Annotated in this window: 22 protein-coding genes; 13 read left to right on the top strand and 9 right to left on the bottom strand. The window is 71.5% G+C overall.

The features are described from left to right. The 5 genes from LX83_RS23500 to LX83_RS23480 form a co-directional block, all read right to left on the bottom strand. Positions 1-1,467, bottom strand: a complete 1,467-nt coding sequence (locus LX83_RS23500; protein WP_253774967.1) for a purine-cytosine permease family protein — start codon at positions 1,465-1,467, stop codon at positions 1-3. Positions 1,468-1,470: 3 nt separating this feature from the next. Beyond that, positions 1,471-2,058: a class I SAM-dependent methyltransferase gene (locus LX83_RS23495; RefSeq protein WP_253774965.1), complete on the bottom strand. Its 588-nt coding sequence runs from the start codon at positions 2,056-2,058 to the stop codon at positions 1,471-1,473. 161 nt (positions 2,059-2,219) lie between these two features. Further along, entirely contained in the window at positions 2,220-3,749 is a 1,530-nt protein-coding gene (locus tag LX83_RS23490; protein WP_253774963.1) for an alkaline phosphatase D family protein, read from the bottom strand. A 10-nt stretch (positions 3,750-3,759) separates the two neighbouring features. Further along, positions 3,760-5,247 (bottom strand): hypothetical protein, encoded by a 1,488-nt coding sequence (locus LX83_RS23485; protein ID WP_253774961.1) that lies wholly within the window; start codon positions 5,245-5,247, stop codon positions 3,760-3,762. A 221-nt stretch (positions 5,248-5,468) separates the two neighbouring features. Then, positions 5,469-7,160 carry a glycoside hydrolase domain-containing protein gene (locus LX83_RS23480; protein ID WP_253774959.1) on the bottom strand — a complete coding sequence of 564 codons (1,692 nt, stop codon included), beginning with the start codon at positions 7,158-7,160 and terminating at the stop codon, positions 5,469-5,471. Positions 7,161-7,300: 140 nt separating this feature from the next. On the opposite strand from LX83_RS23480, the gene LX83_RS23475 reads away from it, so the two are divergent. The 4 genes from LX83_RS23475 to LX83_RS23460 all read left to right on the top strand — a co-directional run bounded on the left by LX83_RS23475 (position 7,301) and on the right by LX83_RS23460 (position 12,652). After that, complete coding sequence (locus LX83_RS23475) at positions 7,301-8,218, top strand: peptidoglycan-binding protein (protein ID WP_253774957.1); 918 nt, start codon at positions 7,301-7,303, stop codon at positions 8,216-8,218. 246 nt (positions 8,219-8,464) lie between these two features. Then, positions 8,465-10,207: a right-handed parallel beta-helix repeat-containing protein gene (locus LX83_RS23470; RefSeq protein ID WP_253774954.1), complete on the top strand. Its 1,743-nt coding sequence runs from the start codon at positions 8,465-8,467 to the stop codon at positions 10,205-10,207. Between the two features lie 9 nt (positions 10,208-10,216). After that, on the top strand, positions 10,217-11,185 hold the full coding sequence (locus tag LX83_RS23465) for an ArsR/SmtB family transcription factor (RefSeq protein ID WP_253774952.1): 969 nt from the start codon (positions 10,217-10,219) through the stop codon (positions 11,183-11,185). 330 nt (positions 11,186-11,515) lie between these two features. Then, positions 11,516-12,652, top strand: coding sequence for a right-handed parallel beta-helix repeat-containing protein (locus LX83_RS23460; RefSeq protein ID WP_253774950.1), 1,137 nt, complete (start codon positions 11,516-11,518; stop codon positions 12,650-12,652). 77 nt (positions 12,653-12,729) lie between these two features. Here the strand turns inward: LX83_RS23460 and LX83_RS23455 are convergent, their stop codons facing one another. Beyond that, the gene (locus tag LX83_RS23455) at positions 12,730-14,262 is read right to left on the bottom strand and encodes an FAD-dependent oxidoreductase (RefSeq protein ID WP_253774948.1); all 1,533 of its coding nucleotides are present in this window, start codon (positions 14,260-14,262) and stop codon (positions 12,730-12,732) included. A gap of 84 nt (positions 14,263-14,346) precedes the next feature. On the opposite strand from LX83_RS23455, the gene LX83_RS23450 reads away from it, so the two are divergent. Continuing rightward, positions 14,347-14,967: a TetR/AcrR family transcriptional regulator gene (locus LX83_RS23450; protein ID WP_253774946.1), complete on the top strand. Its 621-nt coding sequence runs from the start codon at positions 14,347-14,349 to the stop codon at positions 14,965-14,967. A 114-nt stretch (positions 14,968-15,081) separates the two neighbouring features. Here LX83_RS23450 and LX83_RS23445 read toward each other — a convergent pair whose 3' ends face one another. Further along, complete coding sequence (locus LX83_RS23445) at positions 15,082-15,720, bottom strand: HD domain-containing protein (protein ID WP_253774944.1); 639 nt, start codon at positions 15,718-15,720, stop codon at positions 15,082-15,084. 143 nt (positions 15,721-15,863) lie between these two features. On the opposite strand from LX83_RS23445, the gene LX83_RS23440 reads away from it, so the two are divergent. The 3 genes from LX83_RS23440 (at position 15,864) to LX83_RS23430 (ending at position 18,030) form a co-directional block, all read left to right on the top strand. Continuing rightward, positions 15,864-16,601 carry a class I SAM-dependent methyltransferase gene (locus tag LX83_RS23440; protein WP_253774942.1) on the top strand — a complete coding sequence of 246 codons (738 nt, stop codon included), beginning with the start codon at positions 15,864-15,866 and terminating at the stop codon, positions 16,599-16,601. A 118-nt stretch (positions 16,602-16,719) separates the two neighbouring features. After that, entirely contained in the window at positions 16,720-17,154 is a 435-nt protein-coding gene (locus LX83_RS23435; RefSeq protein WP_253774940.1) for a universal stress protein, read from the top strand. Positions 17,155-17,199: 45 nt separating this feature from the next. After that, positions 17,200-18,030: a universal stress protein gene (locus LX83_RS23430; protein ID WP_253775195.1), complete on the top strand. Its 831-nt coding sequence runs from the start codon at positions 17,200-17,202 to the stop codon at positions 18,028-18,030. 134 nt (positions 18,031-18,164) lie between these two features. Here the strand turns inward: LX83_RS23430 and LX83_RS23425 are convergent, their stop codons facing one another. Continuing rightward, the gene (locus LX83_RS23425) at positions 18,165-19,772 is read right to left on the bottom strand and encodes an ABC-F family ATP-binding cassette domain-containing protein (RefSeq protein WP_253774938.1); all 1,608 of its coding nucleotides are present in this window, start codon (positions 19,770-19,772) and stop codon (positions 18,165-18,167) included. Positions 19,773-20,595: 823 nt separating this feature from the next. Between LX83_RS23425 and LX83_RS23420 the strand changes: the two genes are divergently transcribed. The 5 genes from LX83_RS23420 to LX83_RS23400 all read left to right on the top strand — a co-directional run bounded on the left by LX83_RS23420 (position 20,596) and on the right by LX83_RS23400 (position 23,245). Continuing rightward, complete coding sequence (locus LX83_RS23420) at positions 20,596-21,195, top strand: lipase family protein (RefSeq protein WP_253774936.1); 600 nt, start codon at positions 20,596-20,598, stop codon at positions 21,193-21,195. Positions 21,196-21,353: 158 nt separating this feature from the next. After that, positions 21,354-21,857 (top strand): peptide-methionine (S)-S-oxide reductase MsrA, encoded by a 504-nt coding sequence (gene msrA / locus LX83_RS23415; RefSeq protein WP_308204032.1) that lies wholly within the window; start codon positions 21,354-21,356, stop codon positions 21,855-21,857. After that, a complete protein-coding gene (locus tag LX83_RS23410) occupies positions 21,836-22,363 on the top strand; it encodes an MOSC domain-containing protein (protein WP_253774934.1) in 528 nt (175 codons plus the stop codon). Before msrA ends, LX83_RS23410 begins: the two co-directional genes overlap by 22 nt. A gap of 28 nt (positions 22,364-22,391) precedes the next feature. Next, on the top strand, positions 22,392-22,637 hold the full coding sequence (locus LX83_RS23405) for an ATP-dependent Clp protease adaptor ClpS (protein ID WP_253774932.1): 246 nt from the start codon (positions 22,392-22,394) through the stop codon (positions 22,635-22,637). Then, positions 22,637-23,245, top strand: a complete 609-nt coding sequence (locus LX83_RS23400; RefSeq protein ID WP_301328755.1) for a DUF2017 family protein — start codon at positions 22,637-22,639, stop codon at positions 23,243-23,245. The genes LX83_RS23405 and LX83_RS23400 overlap by 1 nt, the downstream gene beginning before the upstream one ends. 287 nt (positions 23,246-23,532) lie before the next feature. Here the strand turns inward: LX83_RS23400 and LX83_RS23395 are convergent, their stop codons facing one another. Beyond that, positions 23,533-24,159 carry a class I SAM-dependent methyltransferase gene (locus LX83_RS23395; RefSeq protein ID WP_253774928.1) on the bottom strand — a complete coding sequence of 209 codons (627 nt, stop codon included), beginning with the start codon at positions 24,157-24,159 and terminating at the stop codon, positions 23,533-23,535. Between the last annotated feature and the right edge of the window lie 9 nt (positions 24,160-24,168).

Raw genomic sequence — 24,168 nt, 5'->3', positions numbered from 1 at the left:
TCACCTCCCTGCAGGTCGCGTCGGCCGGGCCGGCGCCGGTCGGGGTGGCTGGAGAAGCCCCTCCCGCGCGACCAGCCGGCGTTCCTCGGCGAGATCCAGGCTCCGGCTGAACACCAGGTAGGCGACGGCGGCGACGGGCAGCCCGACGAACATGGAGTAGTCCACACCGCCGAGCGCGGTGGCGGCGGGCCCGGTGAACGGCGCGGTGACCATGAAGGGGACCATGCTGACCAGCCCGATCAGGTAGGCGGTGTTGCCGCGCCAGCCCCACCGGCCGTAGATCCCGTCCGCGGTGAAGATCTCCGCGATCACGTACTGGCCGCGCCGGACGAGGAAGTAGTCCACCAGGTTGATCGCGGTCCACGGGGTGAACAGGTAGGCGAGGAAGATCAGCACGTTGCCGTAGAAGACCGCGAAGTGCTCGGTGCCCACGAACTGGGCCACGCCCCAGACCAGCACCAGCATCGCGCCGATGGCCGTGGCGCGCACCCGACGGGTGGGCACCACCGGGCGGAAGGAGTCCCTGATGGAGATCATGGTCAGCGCGCCGCCGTACTGGTTGATCGCCATCACGTCCAGCAGCCCGACCAGCAGGACGGCGATGGCGACCGCGCCCAGGCCGGGCAGGGCCCGGTCGGTGGCCGTGGCCAGGGCGGTGACCAGATCGACGCCTGGCACGGCGGCGGTCAGGATCGACCCGATGACGAACACCCAGACCGCGGAGATCGCGCTGGGCAGGTAGGTCCACCAGAACACGCGGCCGGCCGGCACGTGCGCGTGCAGATAGCGGGAGTAGTCCGACACGAAGGGCGCCCAGCCCAGCTGGAAACCCGCCACGATGACGAACACCGTCATCACCGGTGCGGCCCGGAATCCCGCCGCGCTCCACAGTTCGGGTGAGAGCCCGTCGCTGTTCAGCGCGACCGCGGTGAGCGCGACCAGCAGGATGATCGAGGGCAGCGCCAGCCACCGGTTGATGCGGTGGATCCACCGGTAGCCGAACAGCGCCACCAGCGCGGCCAGCACGGCGGCGAGCGGATAGCCCAGACTGGCCGGCAGACCGGTCATCAGGTGCACGGCCGAGCCGGCCATGATCGCGTCGGAGATGTTGTAGGCCAGGTAGTTGACGAGCGCGAACACCCACACGGTGAGTGCGGCGCCCACGTAGCCGAACTGCGGCCGGGACTGGACCAGCTGCGGCAGGCCCAGGTGGGGGCCCTGGGCGGAGTGGAACGCCATGAAGAACGTGCCGAACAGGGAGCCGAGCACGGTGGCCAGGACCGTCCAGAACAGCGGCGCGCCCACGGCCAGCGCGGCCGCGCCGGTGGCCATGGCCGTCAGGTTCACGTTGCTGACGAACCAGACCGCCCCCAGATGAGCCACCCTGCCGTGGCGTTCCGCGTGGGGCACCCAGTCGATCGAGTGGCGTTCCACGGCCGAGGTGAGGGCGGATCGGGGCTCCGGCACGGCTCAGCCTCCTCGCACGGGGTCCGCGCAGTGGTAGGCGACCAACGGCGGGACCGCGGCCCACACCGTCCGGCCGGACCACACCCTGCCGAAGTGGCGGTGCAGCAGGTCCAGGAAGCGCCGCGCGCCGGCCGAGCCGATCCGGTGCCGGCACAGCAGCGTGCTGAACCGGCCGTCGCTGGCCAACACCCCGGCCACCGCGGCCAGGATGTCCTCCTGCTGGCCGTCCGGCATGGTCGTCCACGGCAGCGCGCTGATCACCCGGTCCACACTGGACACCCCGTGCTCGGCCAGGGCCGCGCGCAGGTGCACCGCGGAGGCGCACACCACGGCGACCTCATCGGCCCCGAACCGCCGCCGCAGCCGGGCGGCGAAGACCGGGTTCACCTCCACGGCCAGCAGGTGCCCGCCCGGCGGCACCCGGGGGAGCAGGACGTTGGTGATGGCGCCGGTTCCCGCGCCCACCTCCACCACGACGCGCGCGCCAGCGGGGTCGGCCTCGGCCACGAGCGTCCGCGCCGCCCAGGGCGTGCTGGGCGCCACGGCGCCGGTGCGCCGCGGATCGCGGAGGAACTCCCGGACGAACCCCACGCCGCCCTCCCTCCGTCACCACCGAGCGTGTGTACGAGGCTACAACTCGTGATGGGCTGATGGCGGGTGACGACGCGGATTTCCCGGATCGATCCCTGGCCGTGACCGGGGTGGGGGAGCCGGCGGCGGCCCACCGACCCCGACCACGGGCGCACGGGTGCTCAGGGGTTCTGCAGACCTGGGCGGCCCTCCTCGATGACGAACGACCGCAGCGTGCTCACCGCGGCCCCTCGCGTGGTGATCTTGTCAACGGCCCGGAAGTCCACGTCCATCCTGGTCTGGCTGACCTTGGCGCGGACGTAGCCGCGCCGCTGGGAGTAGAACTTCAGGTGCGGGTTGTAGGCCGCGTCGGGGATGGTCGTGCTGGCCGTGCCGTCACCGCCGGAGCTGACCGAACTGGTGACCAGCTCGGTGCCGACGACCGGTGCGGCCGGGTTGGCGAAGTCCACCTTGAGGTCGTTGGCCCACGCCCGGTGCACGTCGCCGGTGAGCACCACCGGATTGCGGACGCCGCGCTGCACCCAGCCCTTCTGGATGCGGTCGCGGGAGGCCGGGTAGCCGTCCCAGGCGTCCATGCTGACGGCGTCGCTGGCGTTGGCCCGCCTGGCGAAGAACACCTGCTGGCCGATCACGTCCCAGACGCCGTTGCGCTGTGCCAGCCCGTCGAGCAGCCAGTTCTCCTGGGTGATGCCCGGCAGGCTGCGCCTGGGGTCACCGGCCTCCGGGCAGTACTTGGTGCCGTCGCCGCACGCCTGGTCGTCCCGGTACTGGCGGGTGTCGAGCATGTGGAAGGTGGCCAGCTGGCCCCAGCGCACCCGGCGGTACAGCAGGATGTCCGCCCCGTTGGGCTTGGCCGGCCCGCGCAGCGGCATGTTCTCGTAGTACGCGCGGTAGGCCGCGGCCCTGCGGTTCTTCCACCCGGTGAGGTCGAGCGCCGGGCTGTTGTCGTTGCGGACCATGTTGGCGTAGTTGTTCTCCACCTCGTGGTCGTCCGGCACGACCAGCCAGGGCGCGGCCGCGTGGGCGGCCTGCAGGTCCACGTCGCTCTTGTACTGGGCGTAGCGCCGCCGGTAGTCGGCCAGGCTGACCAGTTCACCGCCCGCGTGCGAGCGAACCACGCCCTCGCCGGAGCTGGCGCCGTCCTCGTAGATGTAGTCGCCCAGGTGCAGGACCAGGTCCGGCCGCTCCTCGGCCATCCGCCGGTACACCGTGTAGTACCCGGACTCGTAGTGCGCGCACGAGGTGAACGCCATCAGCAGGTCGCGGCCGACCACGTCCAGCGCGGGTGCGGTGCGGGTGCGGCCGACCGGGGAGATGTGCCCCTCCGCGCGGAACCGGTAGTAGTACTCGTAGTCGGGTTGCAGCCCGTCCACCTCCACGTGGACCGAGTGGGCGTCGGCGTAGGTCGCGGTCACCGTCCCGCTGCGCACGATGCTGGTGAACTTGTCGTCGGTGGCGACCTGCCACTCCACCGGGATCGACTGGTTGGGCATGCCACCCTGCCCGTCCGCGTTCAGCGGCGCCAGCGCGAGCCGGGTCCACAGCACGACCCCGTCCGGCAGGGGATCGCCCGAGGCGACGCCGAGGTTGAACGGGAAGGCCAGGGCGGCCGAGGCCGGTCGGCTCAGTGCCAGTGTGCTGGCGGCGGCGAGGCCGCCGAGAACGAAGATGCGGCGGTTGACCTTGGTCATGTCCGTCCCCCTAGCGTGGCGAGTCCAGGTTGTCGTTGAGCACGTGCGCGCCGCCCGCGATCGGCGCGCCCGGCCCGTAGCCGGAGGCGGTGCCGATGTCGGCGCGGGTGAGCTGGCGCGAGCCGGTCACGGTCAGCGCGGTTCCGGAGAGCGCGGTGCTGAGCACGAACAGCGCGCCGCCCTGCAGCGAGCCGTTCTCCCACGGAGCGGCCACGACCAGTTCGGGCGTGCCGTCACCGGTGATGTCGAGCACGCGCAGGCCGTAGCCGAACCCCTCACCCACCTGTTCGGTGGCGTTGATCGGGGCGGTGTTCTCACCGACCCCGGTGCCGGCCGCGGTCAGCAGTCCGGCGGCACCGCCCCGCAGCAGGCACAGCGCGCCCGTGCGGTCGTTCTCCCTGAGCACGCCCACGGCCAGGTCGTCGACGGAGTCGCCGTCGAGGTCACCGACGGCCAGGGAACCGCCGAACAGGTCGTTCGCCTCGGCCGAGCCGGGGATGCCCGCGGTGTCCTGGTCGATCACCTGGACGGTGGTGGTCAGGCCGGCGGCACCGCCGCGCACGGCGACCAGGGCCCCGGAGTTGGCCGGGCCGCCTCGGCGGCGTTCGGCCTGCACCACCAGGTCGGCGTTGGCCCCGCCGTGGAACCGGCCGATCACCAGGCTGCGCCACTTCCCCTCGGTGGCGGCGTTGCCCACGCTCACGTACGACGAGCCGGCCGTGGTCAGTCCGCTGGCCGAGCTGTGCAGCAGGTGCACCGCACCGGTGGCACCGGTGGTCCCGTTGATCACCTCACCGGCGGACAGCACGGCGAGGTCGTCCCGGTTGTCGCCGGTCACGTCGCCGGCGGCGAGCGCGAAGCCCATCAGGTCGTCGGCCTCGGCCACGCCGGCGAGGTTCTCGTCGTCCTGGTTGGGGGCGATCACGTTGCGGGTGGTGAGTCCGGCGCCACCACCGTAGAAGATCCAGACCGCGCCGGCGCGCGCCTTGGTCTCGATCGCCTCACCCGGTGCGCCGACGGCCAGATCGGCGTAGCCGTCGCCGTTGAAGTCACCGGAGGCGAGCGCCGCACCGAACAGGTCACCGGCCTCCATCCCGCCGGGCACGTCAGCGGTGTCCTGGTTGATGGTGTTGAGCGCGCCGGACAGCGTTCTGAGGTAGGGCGCGGTGCGCTGACCGTACAGAATGGACACCGATCCGGCGTTGTCCAGACCGTTCAGCGATTCGTCGGGGTTGCCGATCGCGACGTCGGCGAGGGCGTCGCCGTTGAAGTCGCCGGTCGCGAGCGCGGCACCGAACTTGTCGTCGGCCTCCATGCCCAGCCCGACGCCGGTGGTGTTCTGGTTGACCAGGGCGGCCGGCGCGCCGGGCGGTGTCGTCCCACCGGGGATCACCTGGACGGAGCCGCCGAGGTCGTTCGGTAGCAGGGCGGTGTCGCCGCTGTAGGTCAGCCGCGCACCGGTGGACAGGACGAGGTCGGCGATGCCGTCCCCGTTCACGTCGGCTCTGGTCGCCGCTCCCGGTGCTGCCGCCGCGCTCGCTGGCGCGGCCGGGAAACCAAGGAGAGCGGTGGCCGCGATAACTCCCAATACCACGGATCTGTGCGTTGCCACCCGCGGGACGCTAGGCAGCCCGGTCCAGGCCGGACAAGCGTTTCCGGCTACGTGGAAACGTCCGGCCGGGGTGGCGCCGGTTGCCCGGCGCCACCCGCGGACCCGGGTCACCTGCCCGCCTGCAGCGCACTCCAGGTGGCCGGGCCGACGACGCCGTCCACGCCGAGGCCGCGCGAGCCCTGGTAGTCGCGCACCGCCTTGTCGGTGTTCGGCCCGAAGTCGCCGTCAATGCCGAGCGCGGTGCCGAGCGCGGCGGTCAGCGCGCGCTGCAGCCGGCTCACCGCCGCGCCGGTTGAGCCCTGCTTCAGCAGTGGAGTGTCCCCTGTGGACAGCAGCGCGGTCCAGGTGCGCGCGTCGACCACGCCGGTCGCCGCCAACCCGGTTCGCTGCTGGAACGCCGTGGCCGCGGCGACACTGGCCGCGTCGAAGGTCCCGGTCGGCTCGACCGCGAGCAGGCACTGCGCCGCCTTGACCGCGTTCCCGGTCGCGGCCGGCTGGAGCGTGGGATAGCTGGTGAAGTCCAGGCTCACCGCGTCGCAAGGCCCTGGTTGGCCGACATCGAGGTAGTTGCGGTCGATCCCGGCGATGCGGACCCCGCCCCAGGTCTCCGGGACGTCACCGGCGTACTGGTGGATGCGCTGGTGGTGGGCCCAGGCCGAGGCCGGTGCGTAGGAACCGGCGTCCACGTCGGCCCTGTCGTTCCACCAGGCGAACCAGATGTGGTCCGGTCGGGTGTAGCTGGGGTTGGTGTAGGCGTTCGCCAGATCGCGGATGCCGGAGGCCCCGCTGGAGTAGACGCCGGACAGCCACCCCTTGGCGTGCAGCGCTTCGGTCCAGCCGCTGACGTACGACAGCACGCTGGCCCGGCAGGCAGCGTTGTCCGAATAGGCCTCGATGTCGCTGTAGATCGCGCTGCCGCTGCCGAAGCCCAGCCCGACCGCGCTGGCGATGGCCTCGGCGGCGGCGTCCCGGCCCTGCTGCCGCGCGGTGGCCGGGTCGGTGGACATCCTGAGCCGGAAACCCGTGCACGGAGCCTGTCGTCCCACGTCGGTCAGGATGAACCGCCAGCCCTTGGCGGACTGGTTGGCCACCCACGTCGGGGTGAGGTTGGGCTGGGTGCACGCGCGCAGGCCGCCGCTGCTGTAGATGCCGATCGCCCGGTACGGTGAGGCCCGCCACGCGTCCATGGTCGCCTGCGAGGGCGCCGAGCACACGTCGAACCCCTTGCCCAGGTAGGTTCCGGGGGCGGTGATCGACTGCGCTTCGGCGGCTCGTTCGGACACAGTGGACAGTTGGCTGCGCGTGCCGCCCGGCACCAGGCGCGCGCTGTTCAGCACCTGGCGCACCGCGGACTCGGTGTCCTCGGTGTGCGCCGCGGTGACCAGCACCCCGGTGTCCTCGACGGCGACCTGGATGGTGCCGTCCCGGGAGGGGGTGTCCTCCGGCGGCACGGCCGTACCCGGCAGGGCGGGCACGATGCCGTCGTGCACCTGCTCGGGCGGCACCGCGGCGAGCGGTTCGAGCACCAGCCCGACGCTGCGTCCGACGAGCTTCGCTGGGCACTCCGGTTCCTCGACCTGGTGGCCCAGGTACACGGTCTCGGTGTCGAACCGGACGCAGGCCCGCGGGTTCGCGGCCAGGTCCACCACGCGCCACGTGGCGGGAACATCGATCTGGTAGCCCTGGTAGGTGATCGTGCGCAGTGCGGTGCCGGCCGCTGCCGACGGCTGCGCCAGCCCGATGGCCAGCACTGCCGAGGCAACTCCGGCGAACCCGGTGCGCCACAACGAATTCCTCATCGCGCTCCTTCCGGCGGAAGCCGGCAGGCTATGGGCGCGCCGGAGCGAACCGGAAGCGTTTCCGCCGTGGTGAAAAGGTTTCCGCGGCCCTGGGCGGCCGCAATAGCGTTTCGGCCCTGTCCGATCCGGGAAGGAGTGACATGGCGCGATTGATGGCGGTTCTGGTCGCGGCGCTGGCGTTGGTGGGGTTGGGCGTCGGCACCGCGAGCGCGGCGGCACCTCCGGCGTGGCCCCTGGTGGACTCGGGTGACACCGGGCCCGAGGTGGCGTCCGCGCAGTACCTGTTGCGCGCGCACGGCGCGCAGATCACCGCCGACAGCATCTTCGGTCCGCAGACCCAGGCCGCGACAAAGGCCTTCCAGACCGCGCAGGGCCTGGACGCCGACGGCATCGTGGGCCCGCTGACGTGGGCGAAGCTCGTGGTGCAGGTGGACAGCGGGGCACGCGGCGACGCGGTCACCGCGGCCCAGCACCAGCTGGTGCGGCACGGCTACGCGCTGACCGCGGACGGGGTGTTCGGCACGGGCACCGCCAGCGCGGTGACCGACTTCAAGACCAAGCACGGCCTCGCCGCGACATCGCTGGTGGACGCCACCACCTGGCAGTGGCTCATCGGCGGCACCCCGACCGTCAACGGGTGGTCCCTGCCGCTGCCCCGCACCGCGCTGCCGCGCAGCGAGTACGACGACCCGCACCACGACTATCCCGCGATCGACCTGCCGGTCGGCACGGGCACCCGTGCGCTCGCCGTCACCGCCGGCACCGCGAGCCTGGTCAACGACAGCTCGTGCGGCAAGGGAGTCGTGGTGACCGCGGCCGGCGTCCGCTACATCTACTGCCACCTGTCCCAGCAGGTGGTGGCGGCGGGTGCGGCGGTCACCGCGGGGCAGCTGGTGGGCTACACCGGCAGCACCGGCAACTCGACCGGTCCGCACCTGCACTTCGGCATCAAGATCGGCAGCACCAGCCACTGCCCGCAGCGGCTGCTGCTGGCCATCTACGACGGCCAGAACCCGCCGGCGCCGTCCAGCCTGCCCACCTCGGGCTGCTCGTACTGACCAACGCGGTTGGACTGTTCGGGCGAGCACGCCTGCTGCTCGCCCGAACAGTGCTGTGCCGAGTTCAAACCCTGGCCGTACGCGAGACCAAACTTTGGCGGTATTTGTGCGTACGACGCTGTCGACGGACCCCGCCCTGCCCTAGCATCGGGCCGCCCGGAACTGGGGAATGCCCGCAGGGGCTTGGACGGGGGTCGGTGTGCGACCGACCCGGGCAGAGGGGGAACGTCGTTGTTACGTGTCCTGATGGCGGGAATGCTCATGTCGGCGGTCGGCCTGGTGGCGCCGAACGCAGACCCGGTACCGTCGAACGCGATCATCGTGTCGGCCACCGCGGGGAACGACTCGTGGCCGGGCACGGAAGCCCAGCCGCTGAAGACGGTCAAGCAGGCGCTCCGGCGTGCCACCGCCGGCACGATGACCACGATCGTGCTGCGCGAGGGGGTCTACCGGGAGAACCTGGGCGCGATCGTCAAGCCGATCACGCTGCAGCCCTATCCCGGTGAACAGGCGTGGTTCAAGGGAAGCTCGGTGGTCTCGCCGGCGAGCTTCGTCGCGGACGGCGCCCGGTGGCGGCTGGACAACTGGCAGCCGACCGACATGTGCCTGACCAAGAACGTGCTCGGCACGGCCAACCCGTGCGTGGTGAACCCGGCGGACCTCACCGCCGCCAACCCGATCGGCGGCGACCCGGAGATGGTGTTCGTCGACGGCACGCCGCAGACCCAGGTGGACGCGCTGGCCAAGGTCGGCGCGAACTCCTTCTACTGGGACAGCGTGAAGTTCCAGATCTTCCTCGGCCAGAACCCGGCCGGGCACACCGTCGAGATCGCGGACAAGTCCTACGCGCTGCACTTCATGGCCGGCGCGGAGAACTCGGTGGTGCGCGGGCTCGGTTTCGCGCAGTACGCGACGAGCCTGAACTACAGCAAGCACCCGGCGGCGCTGATCACCCAGGCCAGCGGAACGGTCTTCGAGAACAACACGGTGACGTTGAACGCGGCGGCGGGCATGGCACTGCACGCGTCCAACGTCCGGGCGATCGGCAACACCATCACCCGCAACGGTTCCAACGGTCTGCTCTCCAACCGGGCGAGCAACCTGACGCTGCGGGGCAACCAGGTCGTCGCCAACAACCTGGAGGACACCGGGTTGCAGGGCAACAGCCTGGCCGGCGCCGGCATGAAGGCGACCTTCCTGCACGACTCGGTGATCAGCGACAACGTGTTCGCCGACAACCACGGCACCGGGTTCTGGTGCGACCTGGCCTGCTACCGGGTGACGATCGTGCGCAACACGGCCAGGAACAACACCAAGCACGGCCTGTACTACGAGGTCTCCAGCCAGGGCCTGATCGCGTCGAACCTGGCCGTGGGCAACACCTCGACCGGGCTGAAGATCAGTGGCGCCAACCACGTCCGGACCTACAACAACACCTTCGCCGACAACGGTCAGGCCCTGCTGGTCGCCGAGGACCCGAGGCCGAAGGCGGGGTGCACCAACGACGCGAACAACTGCCCGCTGCCGGCGGACGCAGCACTGGGGATCACCTACGACACGGCCGACGTGACCCTGGTGAACAACATCTTCGCGGCGGGCACCGCGACCACGCCACTGGTCGACACCGTCGACGGCAACCCGGTGTCCTCGGGCAAGCGGCCCGGTGCGGCCGGCATGATCCCGGCCGGCCAGATGGACAACAACGGCTACTACCGCGCCAGGGCCACCCAGCCGGCCACCCTGGTGAACTGGGTGCACGCCGCGGACACCGGCTACTCCGCCTACGCGTCGCTGCCCGCGTTCCGCGCCACCGGCCGCGACACGCACGGCAGCTACCAGGAGACCAGCTACTTCGTCGCCGGCGACTACCGGCTGGTCCCGGGCAGCCCGGCGGAGACCGCCGGGGCGGCACTGCCCGCCGACGTGGCCGCCGCGATCGGGGTGCCCGCCACGGGACCGGTCGCGCTGGGCGCGCTGCGCTGGCCCTAGGAGTACCCGGTGCTGAGGATCCACTTCACTCCCGAGGATCTGGCCAGAACAAGGATCAGCCCGGCACCACACCCGATGTGGGAGCTGCTGCTCAGCCTGCACCGGCTGCGCCGGCGGGAGAGCGGCGTCGTGTTCGAGGAGTGGCGGAGGTCGGTCGGTCCCAGGGCGCCGGCGGCGACCCGACTGCTGACCGACCTGGCGCCGGTGTCCGGTTACGCCGTGGACTTCCTCACCCCGATGACCAGGGAGGTCTCCCTCGCCGACGGGTTGGAAGCGCTGCGCCGCACGCCCCGGCGCCGGGTGCGCCGGGACCTGTCGGTGTTGGCCGGCAACCGGCGGCTGCCGTCGTGGACGACCGCACTGGCCGAGGGACGCAGTGAACCACTGGTCCGGCTCGCCGACGCGGCCGACCGCTACTTCGCCACCTGCCTGGCCCCGCACTGGAAAGGCGTGCGCGCCCGCGTCGACCAGGAACGCGTCCGGCAGGCGAGGTTGATGGCGGACGGCGGTTGCGAGCGCCTGCTCGCCGAGCTGCACCCCACGGCCCGGTGGCGCTATCCCGTGCTGGAGCTGGGTTATCCGGTCGAGCACGAACTGCACCTGGACGGCCGGGGCCTGCAGTTGGTGCCGTCCTTCTTCTGCTGGGGCCTGCCGACGACGTTCTTCGACGGCGACCTGGACCCGGTCCTGGTGTACCCGATCCAGCACGACGCGGGCTGGTCACTGGGTGGCGACGCACGCCGGCCACTGGCCTCGCTGCTCGGCCGGACCCGGGCCAAGGTGCTCGCGGCCATCGGTGACGGCCCCTGCACCACCAGCGAGGTGGCCCGCCGCACGGACACCACCCTGTCCACGGCCAGCCAGCAGGCGTCCGCGCTGCGGGCCGCCGGTCTGGTCGCCAGCAGGCAGAACGGCCAGTCCGTGTTGCACTCCATCACCTCGCTCGGGCTCGCCCTGCTGGCGGAGAACCCGACGTAGCCGGACCGGGCTCGGGCGCCGCCCGCGGCGTGCGTCCGAGTCCCTCGGCACCGCTCAGCCGTCGAGGAAGGTGACGGTCTCGGCGAGCGGGGCGCGCTCGGTGCGGCGTGATTCGTGGCGGTGTCCCTCGTGCGGGATCCCGGAGGTCCCCGCACGAGGGACACGGGCAGCCGAGGACAGGACAGCTGGTCGAACCCGGAAACCTGTTGCCGGAAGGACCCTTTCAGCGCGGGTGGAAAGGCTTCAGCACCCGCGACGCGCCGTCGTAGCGTTGCCTGGTCGCTTCGCCCGGAAGCGTGCCCGGACATGGTGTTCCTGGGAAGGAATGGTATGCGTATCGGCTCGCTGCTCGTCGGTGCCGTGCTCGCCGCCACGTGCCTCAGCGGTGGAACCGCGCACGCGGCGGACGTCTTCACCGTGTACATGTCGCCCACCGGTTCGGACAGCGCGGACGGGCTGAGCCCCACCACCGCGGTGCGCAGCCTGGTGCGGGTCCAGGACGTGCTGCGCGGCGCGAAACCCAGCACTGACGTGGAGGTCAGGATCAAGCAGGGCACGTACGTGGCGCCACCCATGCACGACTGGCGCTTCTACGTTCCCGGCCACACCATCTCGTTCCTGCCGATCGACTACCAGTACGGCGAAGGCCAGGACGGCATCGCCGGCCGGCCGGTCTTCCGCAACGCGGCCGACCTGCCCAGTGGCTACTGGCTCCAACCTCGACTGCCCAGGGACCAGACCGACCCGCTCTACGACGGCGGCGACAGCGGCCTGCGCTTCTACTACCTCCAGGTCGAGTACTACTCGGCGGGCGCGGTGTCGGTGCACGGCGACTCCGAGCGCGACATCAGCGACGACACGTACTCCCCGCCGATGCGCAAGCCCGGCAGCAAGGGGCTGAACGGGAACACCTTCTTCGGCATGGTGTTCACGCACCTGGGTAGCAAGTGGGCACCGTGCGGCGCGACCTGCTACGGCTACGGCGCGATCGTGCTGACCAACTCCTCGGGCAACAGGATCACCAACAACCACTTCGTCAACATCGAGAACCACGGCAACTACGGCGGCCATATCCACGGCCTGTACGTGACGCACTTCAGCTCAGGCAACACCATGAGCGCCAACCGGTTCTCCCACATCAACGGCGATCCGGTGAAGATCCGCGACCGCAGCAACTTCAACACGGTGGAGGACAACACCTTCACCCGAACCGGACGGGCCGGCTTCTACCGCGACGAGTTCTGCGACGCCGCCTGCCTCAAGGCGAACCCCGAGGTGGGCACCCGCCAGTGCGCCTCGTACCACAACCGCTTCGCCTACAACCACCTGATCTCCGACTACGACGGCGACAACTCCAGCGAAGCGTGGACCCTGCAGCCAGCCGGCCTGACCAACGCCGGGGGCGCACCCTGCACCATCCCCGCCGGCGAGCAGCGCCTGCACACCGCCGGCAACACCACCAGCTAGCCCGACCGTTGCGGTGGTGGCGGTGGCGATACCGGGCATCCCCGGTGCGCTGGTCGCCGTGATGGCACCCGATCGGCTCAGCCGATCGCGGCGAGGTAGTCGGATACCGTCGAGACGTCACCGGCGTCGGAGATCAGCGCGACACAGCCGTCGGGACGGATCAGCACGAGGGTGCGGTCGGTCGCGCCGTAGGCGCGGGCGAGATGGCCTTCGGTGTCGGCGACGTCGTCGGGGCCGGCCGGTTGTCCGACGACGTGGAAAGTCCTGAGGTCGAACGGAGCGGCGTCGAGTGCGGGCGTGGGCCCGAAGCCCAGCAACGTGAAGTGCCCGCCGCGGGTCAGGTCGAACAGCCGGCGTTCGCCTTCCACCGTCACCAGCCTGGTCGCGTCGGGGGCGCGGTCGCCCGCGCGGAGCGGGGCGGTCTCGTCGCGGTCGTCGCGGGCCAGGGCGGAGTCGCGATAGCCCACGCTGAGTTGGGTCGTGCTCGCGTCGCGCTGGACGGGAACGGCCTTCTGCTCGATCGCCTGCTTGAAGCGCGCGGTCGACAGCACGAGCACGTCGGCCGCGACCGGTCGCCGCTCGGCCTCGTAGCTGTCGAGCAGCGCTGGCGAGGCGCCCCTGGCGACCGCCGCGAGCTTCCAGCCGAGGTTGTGCGCGTCCTGGATACCGGTGTTCATCCCCTGGCCGCCCGCGGGCGAGTGGACGTGCGCCGCGTCGCCGGCGAGGAACACGCGGCCCTCGCGGTAGCGGTCGGCGAGGCGGATGTTGGCGCGCCACAGCGACGACCACTCCGGTTCGCGCAGGCGGATGTCGGTGCGGCCGCTGCGCCGTTCGAGGATCGCCTGCATGTTCGCCAGGCTGAGCGCGGGGTCCTGTCCCGGCGTGATGGCGGCCTGGTACTGGAAGGCGTTGGTCGAGGGCAGCGGGCAGAGGTTGACCAGACCCTCCGCATGCCGCCACATGTGCCAGGCGTCGCGATCGAGGCCGTCGACCTCGACATCGGCGACGATCATCCGCACCTCCTGGTGGGTCTCGCCGTCGAAAGCGATACCGGCGCGCTTGCGGACGGTGCTGTGGCCGCCGTCGCAGCCGACCAGCCAGCGCGCGGTCACCGTCTCGGCCGCGCCATCCGTGACGACCACCGCCGACACGGCGTCGTCCGACTGCTCGAAGCCGCTGAGCGCGGTGCCGAACTCGACCGCGCCGCCGAGTTCCGCCAGCCGCAGCCGCAGGGCTTCCTCGATCCGCCATTCCGGCGTGATCAGGCCTGCGGGATAGGGGATGTCGGGGCGAGCCTTGACCGTCTCGGCGGCATCCAGCCGCGCCTGGCCGTCGGGAGCGGTCCAACGGATCGGCATCGCCATCCGGCCGTTGGCGATGACGCGTTCGACGATGCCGAGATCGTCGAACACCTCAAGGGTGCGCGGCTGGACGCCCTTGCCGCGCGAGCCGGGTCGCGGGCCGGGCGCGGCTTCGATCAGGCGGAACGAGACGCCCCTGCGGGCCAGTTCGCAGGCCAGCGTCAGGCCGGTCGGACCGGCGCCGACGATCAGCACCGTCAGTGCGTTGCGCACCTGCGGCGACAGCGTGGTTCTCGTCGTCTCGGTCATCTCAACCCCATCCAAGAAAGGAATCACTTTCTAAGCAGCGTAGGCACGCTTGCTAAGAAAGGCAAAGCTTTCTATCGTGGGGTGGTGGTCACCGAGGCGTCCGAACCCGTCCGCCGGCGCCGGCACGGCAAGCAGCTCGAAGCCGCGCTGCTCGCCGCCGGATGGGACGAGCTGGTCGAGGTCGGATACGCCCGCCTGACGATGGAGTCGATCGCGGTGCGCGCTCGCACCAGCGAGTCCGTGCTCTACCGCCGCTGGGCCAACAAGGACCAGTTCGTGCTCGCCGCGATCGAGCACTACCGCAACACCCACCCGGTCGCGGTTCCCGACACCGGTGCCCTGCGCAGCGACCTGCTCGCCCAGCTGACAGCCATGAGCGAAGCCCTCGCCGGCTTCTTCGCCATCGCCGCGGCCGCCGCCTTCTCTGGGCTGCTCGCCGACACCGGCCTCACCCCGGCCCAGGTCCGCGACAGGGCCATCGACGCCCAGCAGCTCCCGCACGTCCGAGTCATCTACGAACGCGCGCACGACCGCGGCGAGATCGACCTCGACCGCATCCCCGCAGCCGTGCTCACCATGCCGTTCGACCTGGTGCGCCACGACATGCTCATGGACCTCAAGCCGTTGGAGCCCGCACGCATCCAGTCGATCGTCGACGAACTCTTCCTGCCCCTCGTGCGGAACCACCTTCGGTCGAAGCGGTGAGTGCTGACGCCAGGGGTGGGGGGCGGACGGCGTCGGACGACTTCGAGCCGGTGAAGCGCGGCGCCGGGCGCGGGCGAGGTCGGCATCACCCGGCCCGCGCTGGCTCCGCCGACACTATTCCGGCCAGTCGCTGCCGAGGATCACCTCGACGAAGTCGGTGTGGCGGAAACCGGGTTCCAGGTGTTCCAGGACGTCGGCGTTGACGGTGCCGAAGGTCGAGTCCGGGCGGTGGCGGAACCCGTCGGCGAAGGCGCGGATGATCCGCCGCTTGAAGTCCGGGCGCGGGTGCGCCGCCACGACCGCCGCCAGCTCGGCCTCGGCCAGTTCGCTGCGCCCGATGCCCAGCACGTCGGTCTCCACTCCCGCGGTCACGAGCGCGACCTCGGGTTCCAGGCGCCACGGCACTTCGGGGGTGGTGTGCAGGGCGATGCCCTCCCACACCTTGCGCACGGACTCCGCCGGCACGCCGTGGGACTCCAGGAAGCGGCGGGCCTCGTCAGCGCCGTCGAGTTCGAACCGCTGGGTCGCGCCGCGAAACCGCTCGGTCAGGCCGAGGTCGTGGAACATCGCGCCGACGTAGAGCAGTTCCGGGTCGGCGGTCAGGCCGAGACGGCGTCCCCGCAGCGAGCCGAACAGGAACACCCGGCGGGAGTGGTGGAACAGCAGATCCGGTGCGGCGTCCCGGACCAGTTCGGTCGCCTCGGCGGCGAGGGCGGAGTCGGGGATGGCGATCCCGGCGATCACGGTGCTCATCGTGGTGTCCTGCCTTCCTTCTGCCTGATCAGTCGCTGGACCGGGAAGAGGCGTGCGGTGCTTCACCCGACCGGGGCCCGCTCGACCGCGATCGTCCACATCGCTCAGTCGACTCCCACGAGTGTGGTGCCAGGATGGGCCGCGTGCCTGCCATTCCCGAGAGTTCCAACGAATCCGCCGGCGGGGCCGCGGCCAACGACTACGACACCTTCGGCGAGGCGTACGCGGCCGAGACCGAGAACAGCCTCATCAACGCCTACTACACGCGACCCGCGATCCTGGACTTGGCCGGGGACGTGGCCGGCCGGCGGATCCTCGACGCCGGCTGCGGCGCCGGCCCCCTGTTCGCGGCGCTGCGCGACCGGGGCGCCATCGTGACCGGCTTCGACTCCAGCACCACGATGGTGGAGCTGGCCCGCCGGCGGCTCGGCCCCGACGCGGCCCTGCACGTCGCCGACCTGGCCGACCCGCTGCCGTTTCCCGACGGCGCGTTCGACGACGTCATCGTCGCCCTGGTGCTGCACTACCTGGAGGACTGGACCGGGCCGCTGGCCGAGTTGCGTCGCGTGCTGCGGCCCGGCGGCCGGCTGATCATCGCCGTCAACCACCCCGTCATCGTCAAGCTGCTCCATCCCGAAGCCGACTACTTCGCGACCGTCAGGTGGTCCGAGGAGTACACCTTCAGCGGCCAGCAGGCCGTGCTCACGTACTGGCACCGGCCGCTGCACGCGATGACCGACGCCTTCACCTCGGCCGGTTTCCGCACCGCCGTCATCAGCGAACCACCCCCGGCGCCGGGCGCCCGCGACCTGTTCCCCGACGAACTCGGGGACAGGTCGGCCTTCCTGTGCTTCCTGTTCTTCGTCCTGGAGGCCGTCTAGCCGCTGGTCCGCCACGCGGCTCTCGTGCTCACCACGCGGAATCCGGGCCTGGGGTAGTCGGCGTGGTGGAACGGCTGATCGGCTGGCCGGTCCGTCCGTTGTGCGGCACGGTGAGGACATGAGCACGCAGGACGGGTACCGCATCGTCGTCGGCGTCGACGGTTCCCCGCCGTCGAAAGCGGCGCTGCGGTGGGCGCTGTGGCAGGCCGGACTCACCCGAGGCGCCGTGAACGCGGTGATGGCCTGGGACGAGCCACCGATCTACGGCTGGGAACTGCCGCCCGAGCTGAGTCCGAAGCGGACCACCGCCCGCAAGCTGGCCGACACCGTGGCGGAAGTGGCGGCTGGCGGCGACGCCGGTGCCGTGCACCGGACGGTCGTGCACGGCAACCCGGCCAGGGCGCTGGTGGACGAGTCCGAGGACGCCGACCTGCTGGTGGTGGGCAGCCGGGGGCATGGCGGGTTCACCGGGGCGCTGCTCGGATCGGTCAGCCAGCAGTGCATCCAGCACGCGCGCTGCCCCGTGGTCGTGATCCGACAGCCCCAGCCGTGAGCACCGGCCGCAGGGCGTGAGGCGAACGGAGCCGCCGTGACGACGATGACGCACCCGGTTGTCGTGGGAGTGGACGGGTCAGCACCGGCAGTGGCGGCGGCGCTGTGGGCCGCGGCAGAGGCGGAACTGCGCCAGGCGCCACTGGTCGTGCTGGTGGTTAACGACGATCCGGAGCGGGAGGACCACGCCACCTCAGCCGCCCACGAGGCCGCCGACCAGTGCCGGCAGCGGTCGCCGGGGGTGGACGTGGTGGAGGAGGTGGTCCACGGGCACGTGGTCGAGGAACTCCTCGCTCGGTCGGCGCGATCGCAGCTCGTGGTGCTTGGCTCGCGGGGGCGTGGGGGTTTCGCGAGCATGCTGCTCGGCTCGGTGAGCACGTCGGTGGCCTCGCACGCCCACTGCCCGGTGGTCGTGGTGCGGGGTGGGGGAAAGGCCACCGGACCGGTGGTGGTGGGCGTGGACGACTCGCCGGCCAGTGACGCCGCGCTGGAGTTCGCCTTCGGCATGGCGGCCGAGCACCGGGCGAGCCTGGTGGCGGTGCAGGCGTGGCAGGAGGCCGCCTTCGGGTTCACCTTCATCGACACCACGCCCCTGCCCGACTGGGACGTGGTGGGCCAGCGCATCGCCACCCACCTCGCCGAGAAGCTGGCCGCGTGGCACCAGCAGTACCCGGCGGTGCACACCCTCGTGCTCGACCGGCGCAGCCATCCCGTGGTGGCGCTGACCGACGTGGCCCAGGCGGCGCGGCTGCTGGTGGTGGGCCACCGCGGCCGGGGCGGGTTCGCCGGCATGCTGCTGGGTTCGGTGGCGCACGGGGTGCTGCACCACGCCGCGTGCCCGGTGGCCGTCGTCCGCGCCCCCCGGCAACCTCGATGAGGAGCCGGGGCGGCGCTGGTGCGGGGCGGCTTCAGGCGCTCGGCGATCACCCCGGTGACCGGCGGGTGCCGCTGTCGGCGCACGTCACCGCGGCCGGCGTGGTCTCCGGTGCCCGCGTCGACGGATCCCGTGGCTCACAGGCGGATCTCCCTGCCCTGCCACCGGGATCGCAGCCACCGGTCGTGGCTGGCCACCACGATCGCGCCGGGCCCCGTGCGCAGGGCTTCCTCCAGTTCGTCGCAGAGCAGCGGGGACAGGTGGTTGGTGGGCTCGTCCAGCAACAGCAGCTCGGGCGGGCGTGCCACCAGCAGCGCCAGGGCCAGCCGGCGGCGTTGACCGACCGACAGGTGCCCGACCGGCCGGTCCAGGTCCCGCTGCGCCAACAGACCGAGGGAAGCCAGCGGGACGGACGCGGCACGCGCCGCACCGAGAGCCAGCTCGTAGGTCTGCCGCGCGGTGCGGTCGGGCCGGTCGAACTCGGTGTCCTGGGCCAGCAGCCCCACGGTGAGACCGCGCCGCCGGTGCACCTCGCCGACGGGTTCCAACTGCCCGGCCAACACCGCCAGGAGAGTGGACTTGCCCGCCCCGTTCGCCCCGGTGACCAGCAGCCGTTCCGTGGCTGAGATGTCGAGCCGGTCGATGCGCAGCCGGTTGGGCACGCACACCTCCCGCAGCGACAGCAGGGTTCCGCCGGCGGCGGAGGCGGCGAGTGCGGTCGGGTGGAACCGGAGGGGCTGCGGCGGTTTGCGGACCTGGGTGCGCTCCAGTTCCGCAAGCCTGCGGCTGGCGTTGCGCACCCGTCGGGAGATCTGGTTCTGCACCCGGCCGCCAGCGTGGCCGTAGCCCATCTTCTCGTTGTCCCGCTTGGGGCGGTTCGGCGCGACCTGGTGCGCGGTCACGGCCGCCGCGCGGCGCAGCTCGGCGAGTTCTTCCTGTTCCTCGGCGAAGCGCCGCTCCCAGCGGGCCCGCTCCGCGCGCCGCTCGGCCTGGTAGGCGGTGTAGTTGCCGCCGTAGCGGGTGGGGCCGGCCAAGCCCGGATCGAGATCGATCAGATCGGTGCAGACCGCGTCCAGGAAGGCCCGGTCGTGGCTGGCCACCACGACGACCCCGGGCAGCTCGCGCAGTTGCTCCTCCAGGAAGACCGCCGCGTCGTCGTCGAGGTGGTTGGTCGGTTCGTCGAGCAGCAGCGCGGCGGGGCGCCGGGTCAACAGCGCGGCCAGTGCGAGCCGGCCGCGCTGTCCGCCGGACAGCGACCCGAGCGTGCGCCCGCAGGGGATCTCCCCGAGACCGAGCCCGGTGAGCACGATCGCGGCGCGGCGGTCGGCGTCCCAGGCCGCGTGCGCCTGCGCGTGCTCAAGCCGCTCGCCGTACCGGTCGAGGAGATCGGCGTAGCCGGGCGCGTCCTGGGACGTCCGCGCGAGTTCCTCGGTGAGCCTGGCGAGGGCGGCGAGGTCCTCGCGGGCGTCGCGCAGCGCGTCGTCGAGCACGTCGGCGATGGTCGATCCGGCGTCGAAGGGCATTTCCTGGTGCAGGAAGCCGAGATCAGCCGGGCGCACGACGCTGCCGGAATCGGGCTCGTCCGTTCCGGCGAGCAGCCGCAACAACGTCGACTTGCCCACCCCGTTCTCGCCGATCAGGCCGATCCGGTGTCCCGGAGCTGCGGTGAGGGAGACGCCGTCGAGCACGCGTCGCGTGCCCAGGGTGCGGACGAGGTCGTGGGCGAGCAGAGCTGGTTGAGGCATGGGAAACCACCAATACGTCTGTCGTCAGTGGACGGGACGGGAACAGCGGTTCGCGGGAACCGCCGGGTGCTGCCGCCGGGGTCGGTCAGCCGGCCGAGCGCAGCAGCCAGCCGCCCGCGGCCCCGGTCGTCAGGTCGCCGGGCAGGAGCGGGTGCTGGTGGCGCGCGGAGCTAGCGGGCCAGAAAACGGGCAGCGGTGAGCACCGCAGGAACGCATCGGACACGGGGGAGCCCTCGGTTGTGCCGCGGGCGCGTCACGGGCGCCCAGCGGGAGACGTGGATCGGTGCGACGACGACATGGCCACAGCGGTGGCGCTCGACGGCGCCCACCGGTGGCCGATCACATCCGGGCTCACCCGGAGATGTCGTCGTCACCCGCCATGTCTGGTCCCCTCAGAAGCTGATCAATGCCGGTCCACCCTAGCAAGGCCCGTTGCTCATCCGGCGACCCCCGGAGAACCGCGCGCGGCGTCCCCTGCCCGGGCCCGCCGACAGCACTAGGATTTCCTGTTCATAAATTCTTCAGTGCTTACCAAAATTAATTCTCATCGTCGCGCACGGCTGTTCATCGCGACGATGAGCTGCCACAGAGGGATGCCTTGTCGCCGGGGTGACGCCGCCACTACTCGTTGTGTTTAACTCGCGAGTAGCTAAGGGCTGGCGGTGTCACCGGCTGGGCCGGGGACACCGGGGCGCTCGGCTCCGGACAGCCACCACCACCCGGCCGACCAGCAGGCACTGCCGCTTCTCCTCGGCAACCGACAGACGCCGGTGGACTCCTCCGACCGGCGCCGCTCCATCCAACGAAGCAGGGAGCGATGCACATGAACAGATCCGCCCGCCGGCCGAACCTGCCACCCGCCGGACTTGTCAGCTCCGGTCGAACCGGGCCGTTCGCGTGCCACCGCCTGCTCACCGCGGCTCTCACGACGCTGGCCCTCGTGTGCGCCCCGGCGGTGTCCGCGTCGGCCACCGGAGCGGACGACGCCACCGCGCTGGACGACCTGGCCACCATGTGCGTGGGGGACAGCATCGTCGGCTACGCCTTCAAGCGGAGCACCCTGTGGACCACCACGGGCCAGTTCCTCGGTGCCATCGTGCGCGGCGAACCGCGCCTGCGGGCCACGCTCGACGCCCAGCGCATCGGTGCGGGGAAGCCCGCGACCGCGGTGCGCGTCGCCACGGGGGTCCAGGACGACATCGTGCCGCACGCCCAGGCCCGCCAGCTCGCGGTCGACTGGTGCGAGAAGGGCGCCAACGTCACCTACGACGCCATCCACCTGCCCGACCTGGGGGACGGCCTGCTGACCAACCACCTGATGCCGCTCATCACCGACCAGGGCAGGGCCATCTCCTGGCTGACGGATCGCCTCTCCGGTCGGGCCGCGAACTCGAACTGCTGGTCAATGCCGGTCCAGCCCTGACGGGTCGCGCGGGTCGCGCCGAGGTCGGCGCGGAGCCGACCAGGGGGTCACCCGCTGCTGCCGCCGCGTGCGCTGATCCCAGTCGGGTTGGGATGACGTCGGGGCGCGCGAGCGTTCAAGGTGGTGGACATCGACCAGTGCGAGAGCGGAGTGACCACGTGACCACTGTGACCGAGAAGGCGGTGCTGGCGGGCGGGTGCTTCTGGGGCATGCAGGACCTGTTCCGCCGGCACCCGGGCGTCATCGCCACGCGGGTGGGGTACACGGGCGGTGAGGTCGCCCACGCGACGTACCGCAACCACGGCAACCACGCCGAGGCCATCGAGATCATCTTCGACCCGCAGCGGCTGAGCTACCGGCAGATCCTGGAGTTCTTCTTCCAGATCCACGACCCGACCACGCGCAACCGCCAGGGCAACGACATCGGTGCCAGCTACCGCTCGGCGATCTTCTACGACGGCGAGGAGCAGCGGAAGGTCGCGGAGGCGACCATCGCCGACGTGAACGCGTCCGGCAAGTGGCCGGGTGCGGTCGTCACCGAGGTCAGTCCGCTGGGTGACTTCTGGGAGGCCGAGCCGGAGCACCAGGACTACCTTGAGCGCTACCCGAACGGCTACACCTGCCACTACGTCAGGCCGGAATGGCGGCTGGGCGAGCGTTGAGCACCGCGGTGGTGGAGATCGTGGCGTTGCACGTGTCGCCGGTGCACGCCTTCGAGGGGCGGCCGGGTGATGGGCCGCGGCCCGATCCGGAGCCGGTCTCGCGCGACCACGTGGTGGTCCGCGCGGGCCTCGGCCTGGTGGGTGACCGCTACTTCAACCAGGCCGCGCACCGCCTGGCCGCCGTGACGCTCTTCGCCGTGGAGTCGCTGGAGAACGTCGCGGCGGGGCTCGGCCTGGACGCCGCTGTCAGTCCGCTGGCCGTGCGGCGCAACATCGTGCTGCGCGGGTTCGATGTGGACGGACTGGCCCGGCACGACATCATCAGCCTGGATTCCGGTGCCGGCCCGGTGCGGTTCAAGGCGTGGCGTCCGGCGAACCCGTGCGCGTGGATGGACGCCGTGCTCGCGCCAGGAGCGTTCCGGGCGCTTCGCGGCCGCGGTGGGATGCGGTGCGTCCCGCTGGATGACGGGCTGCTGCGGCTCGGCCCGGCGACCCTGGTCAGCTGACCGGGTCAGCGCGCCCTAGGGTGTGGGCGTGGTTGATCAGGCAGGCTGGCGGGTTGTCGTGCTCGACGACGACGTCAACACCATGGTGACCGTGACCTATCTGCTGCGGCACGTGGCCGGTCTGTCGCCCGACGACGCCGCGTGGACGATGCTGCGCGTGCACGAGCAGGGGTCGGCCGAGGTCGCCCGGTTCGCTGAGCTGGCCGAGGCTGAACAGCTCGCCGTCCGCCTGCAGTCCTTCGGGTTGCACGGTCTGGTGTGGGGGTCGTCCTGATGGAGGCGGGCGAGTACGCGCGGGTTCCGGACGCTGACCACGGCGATGTGGTCAGGGCTGGTGACGGTGTGGTGTTGCGGATGTCCGGCAACGTCGCGGTCACCCTGCGAGACGTGCTGGAGCGGCTGGCTCGGTTGCTGCGGGACGGGCGGTTGCCCGAGGAGCGGCGCGGCTGGCGGCTGCGCCGTCCGGCCACGGCCGATGAGGTGTTGCGCCGGATGTTTCCCAACGCCTACACCGACTCCGCCCACGCCGACTGGTTCCGGCAGCGCCACCTGCCGGCACTGCGGGCCGGTGCGCTGGCCGCGACCGAGCGGGTGCTCGGCCGGTGGGGTGGCGCGGAATCGGCCTATCTCGATCTCGTGGAGGTCGACGACTGGCTGATGGTGTTGGGCCTGGCCCGGTTCCTGTTCAGCGCGCGGGCCGGCGGGGGTCGGACCGCGCCGGGCGTGGGGTCCGCCGCGGGGCAGGCCGCTCTGACCACGCTGTGGTTGAACTTCCTGCTGGAGCGGTTCGTGTTGGCCGTGTGCCCTTCGCTGTTGGTCGAACTGGGTCGGGTGGGCACCGGTGGTGGGGGAGACCGCGCGGCGGGTGTCGGCGTGGGGTAGGTCGACGGCCGGTAGCCGGGGCGGGGAGTTCCGCGAGCAGCCGTGCGGGGTCTGCCGTGGCAGGGGGGTGCTGATCCCGATGTCGGGGGCGGGCGTGGTCTGGTTGATCACCGAGCGGGGTGTTGACTCATCGGCCGGGATCGTCTTGCGCACGCGCGGTGGTTGGCGGGCGCGGCTGCTGGTCGGGCACCTGGTGCGTGTCCGGGGTGGTGGGCGGCGGGGCGGTCAACCGGTGCAGGTAGGAGATTTCGTCGTCGGGTGACACTGGGGTTCTCCGGGATGTGGGGTCACGGGGTGCGGACGCAGCGGAAGAGGGCCCAGCGGGGATTGTGCGGCGGGGCGGCTGTTGGTGTGCGGAAACCGACCTCGCCGGGCTTGCCCTCGGAGAACTCGTCGAGTCGGAAACCGCAGTAGCGGAGGTCCCGCAGGTAGGTTTCCAGGCTTCGGTGGTGGGCGGGTCGGCCTGCCCAGGTGGGCAGTTCGGGGCGTGCGCCGTCAGTGAAGTAGCCGGCCGGGCCGGCGGTGGTGGACGGGTGGTCGACCTGGAACACGAACCGGCCGCCGGGCACCACGTGGTGGTGCAGGGTTTCCAGCAGGCGGGCCAGGTTGCGCACGTGCTGCGGGGCGGTGACCGAGACCACCAGGTCGAAGGTGCCCAGGTTCTCGCCCCACCAGCGGTCCAGGTCGGTGGTGCGCACCTCGGCCGGGTGGGAGCGCAGTGCGGCGCGGGTCTGGGTGGTGATCGCGTTGTCGGCGGCCAGACCCGTGTAGCCGCGGGCGTGCGCGGCCACGTTCCGGGCCACGTCCAGGTCGCCGCAGCCGAGGTCGAGCACGGTTCGGTCGCGCACGTCGCCGAGCAGCGCCAGCACGTGGTCGGTGCGGTCGGTGGTTTCGGCGTCGCGTGTGGTGGTCACGCCCGTCCT

The sequence above is a fragment of the Goodfellowiella coeruleoviolacea genome, assembly GCF_024171785.1.
GTDB classification, from domain to species: Bacteria; Actinomycetota; Actinomycetes; order Mycobacteriales; family Pseudonocardiaceae; genus Goodfellowiella; species Goodfellowiella coeruleoviolacea.
Note: the sequence above shows the minus strand (reverse complement) of the source record. Positions and strands in the feature narration are given on the sequence as shown.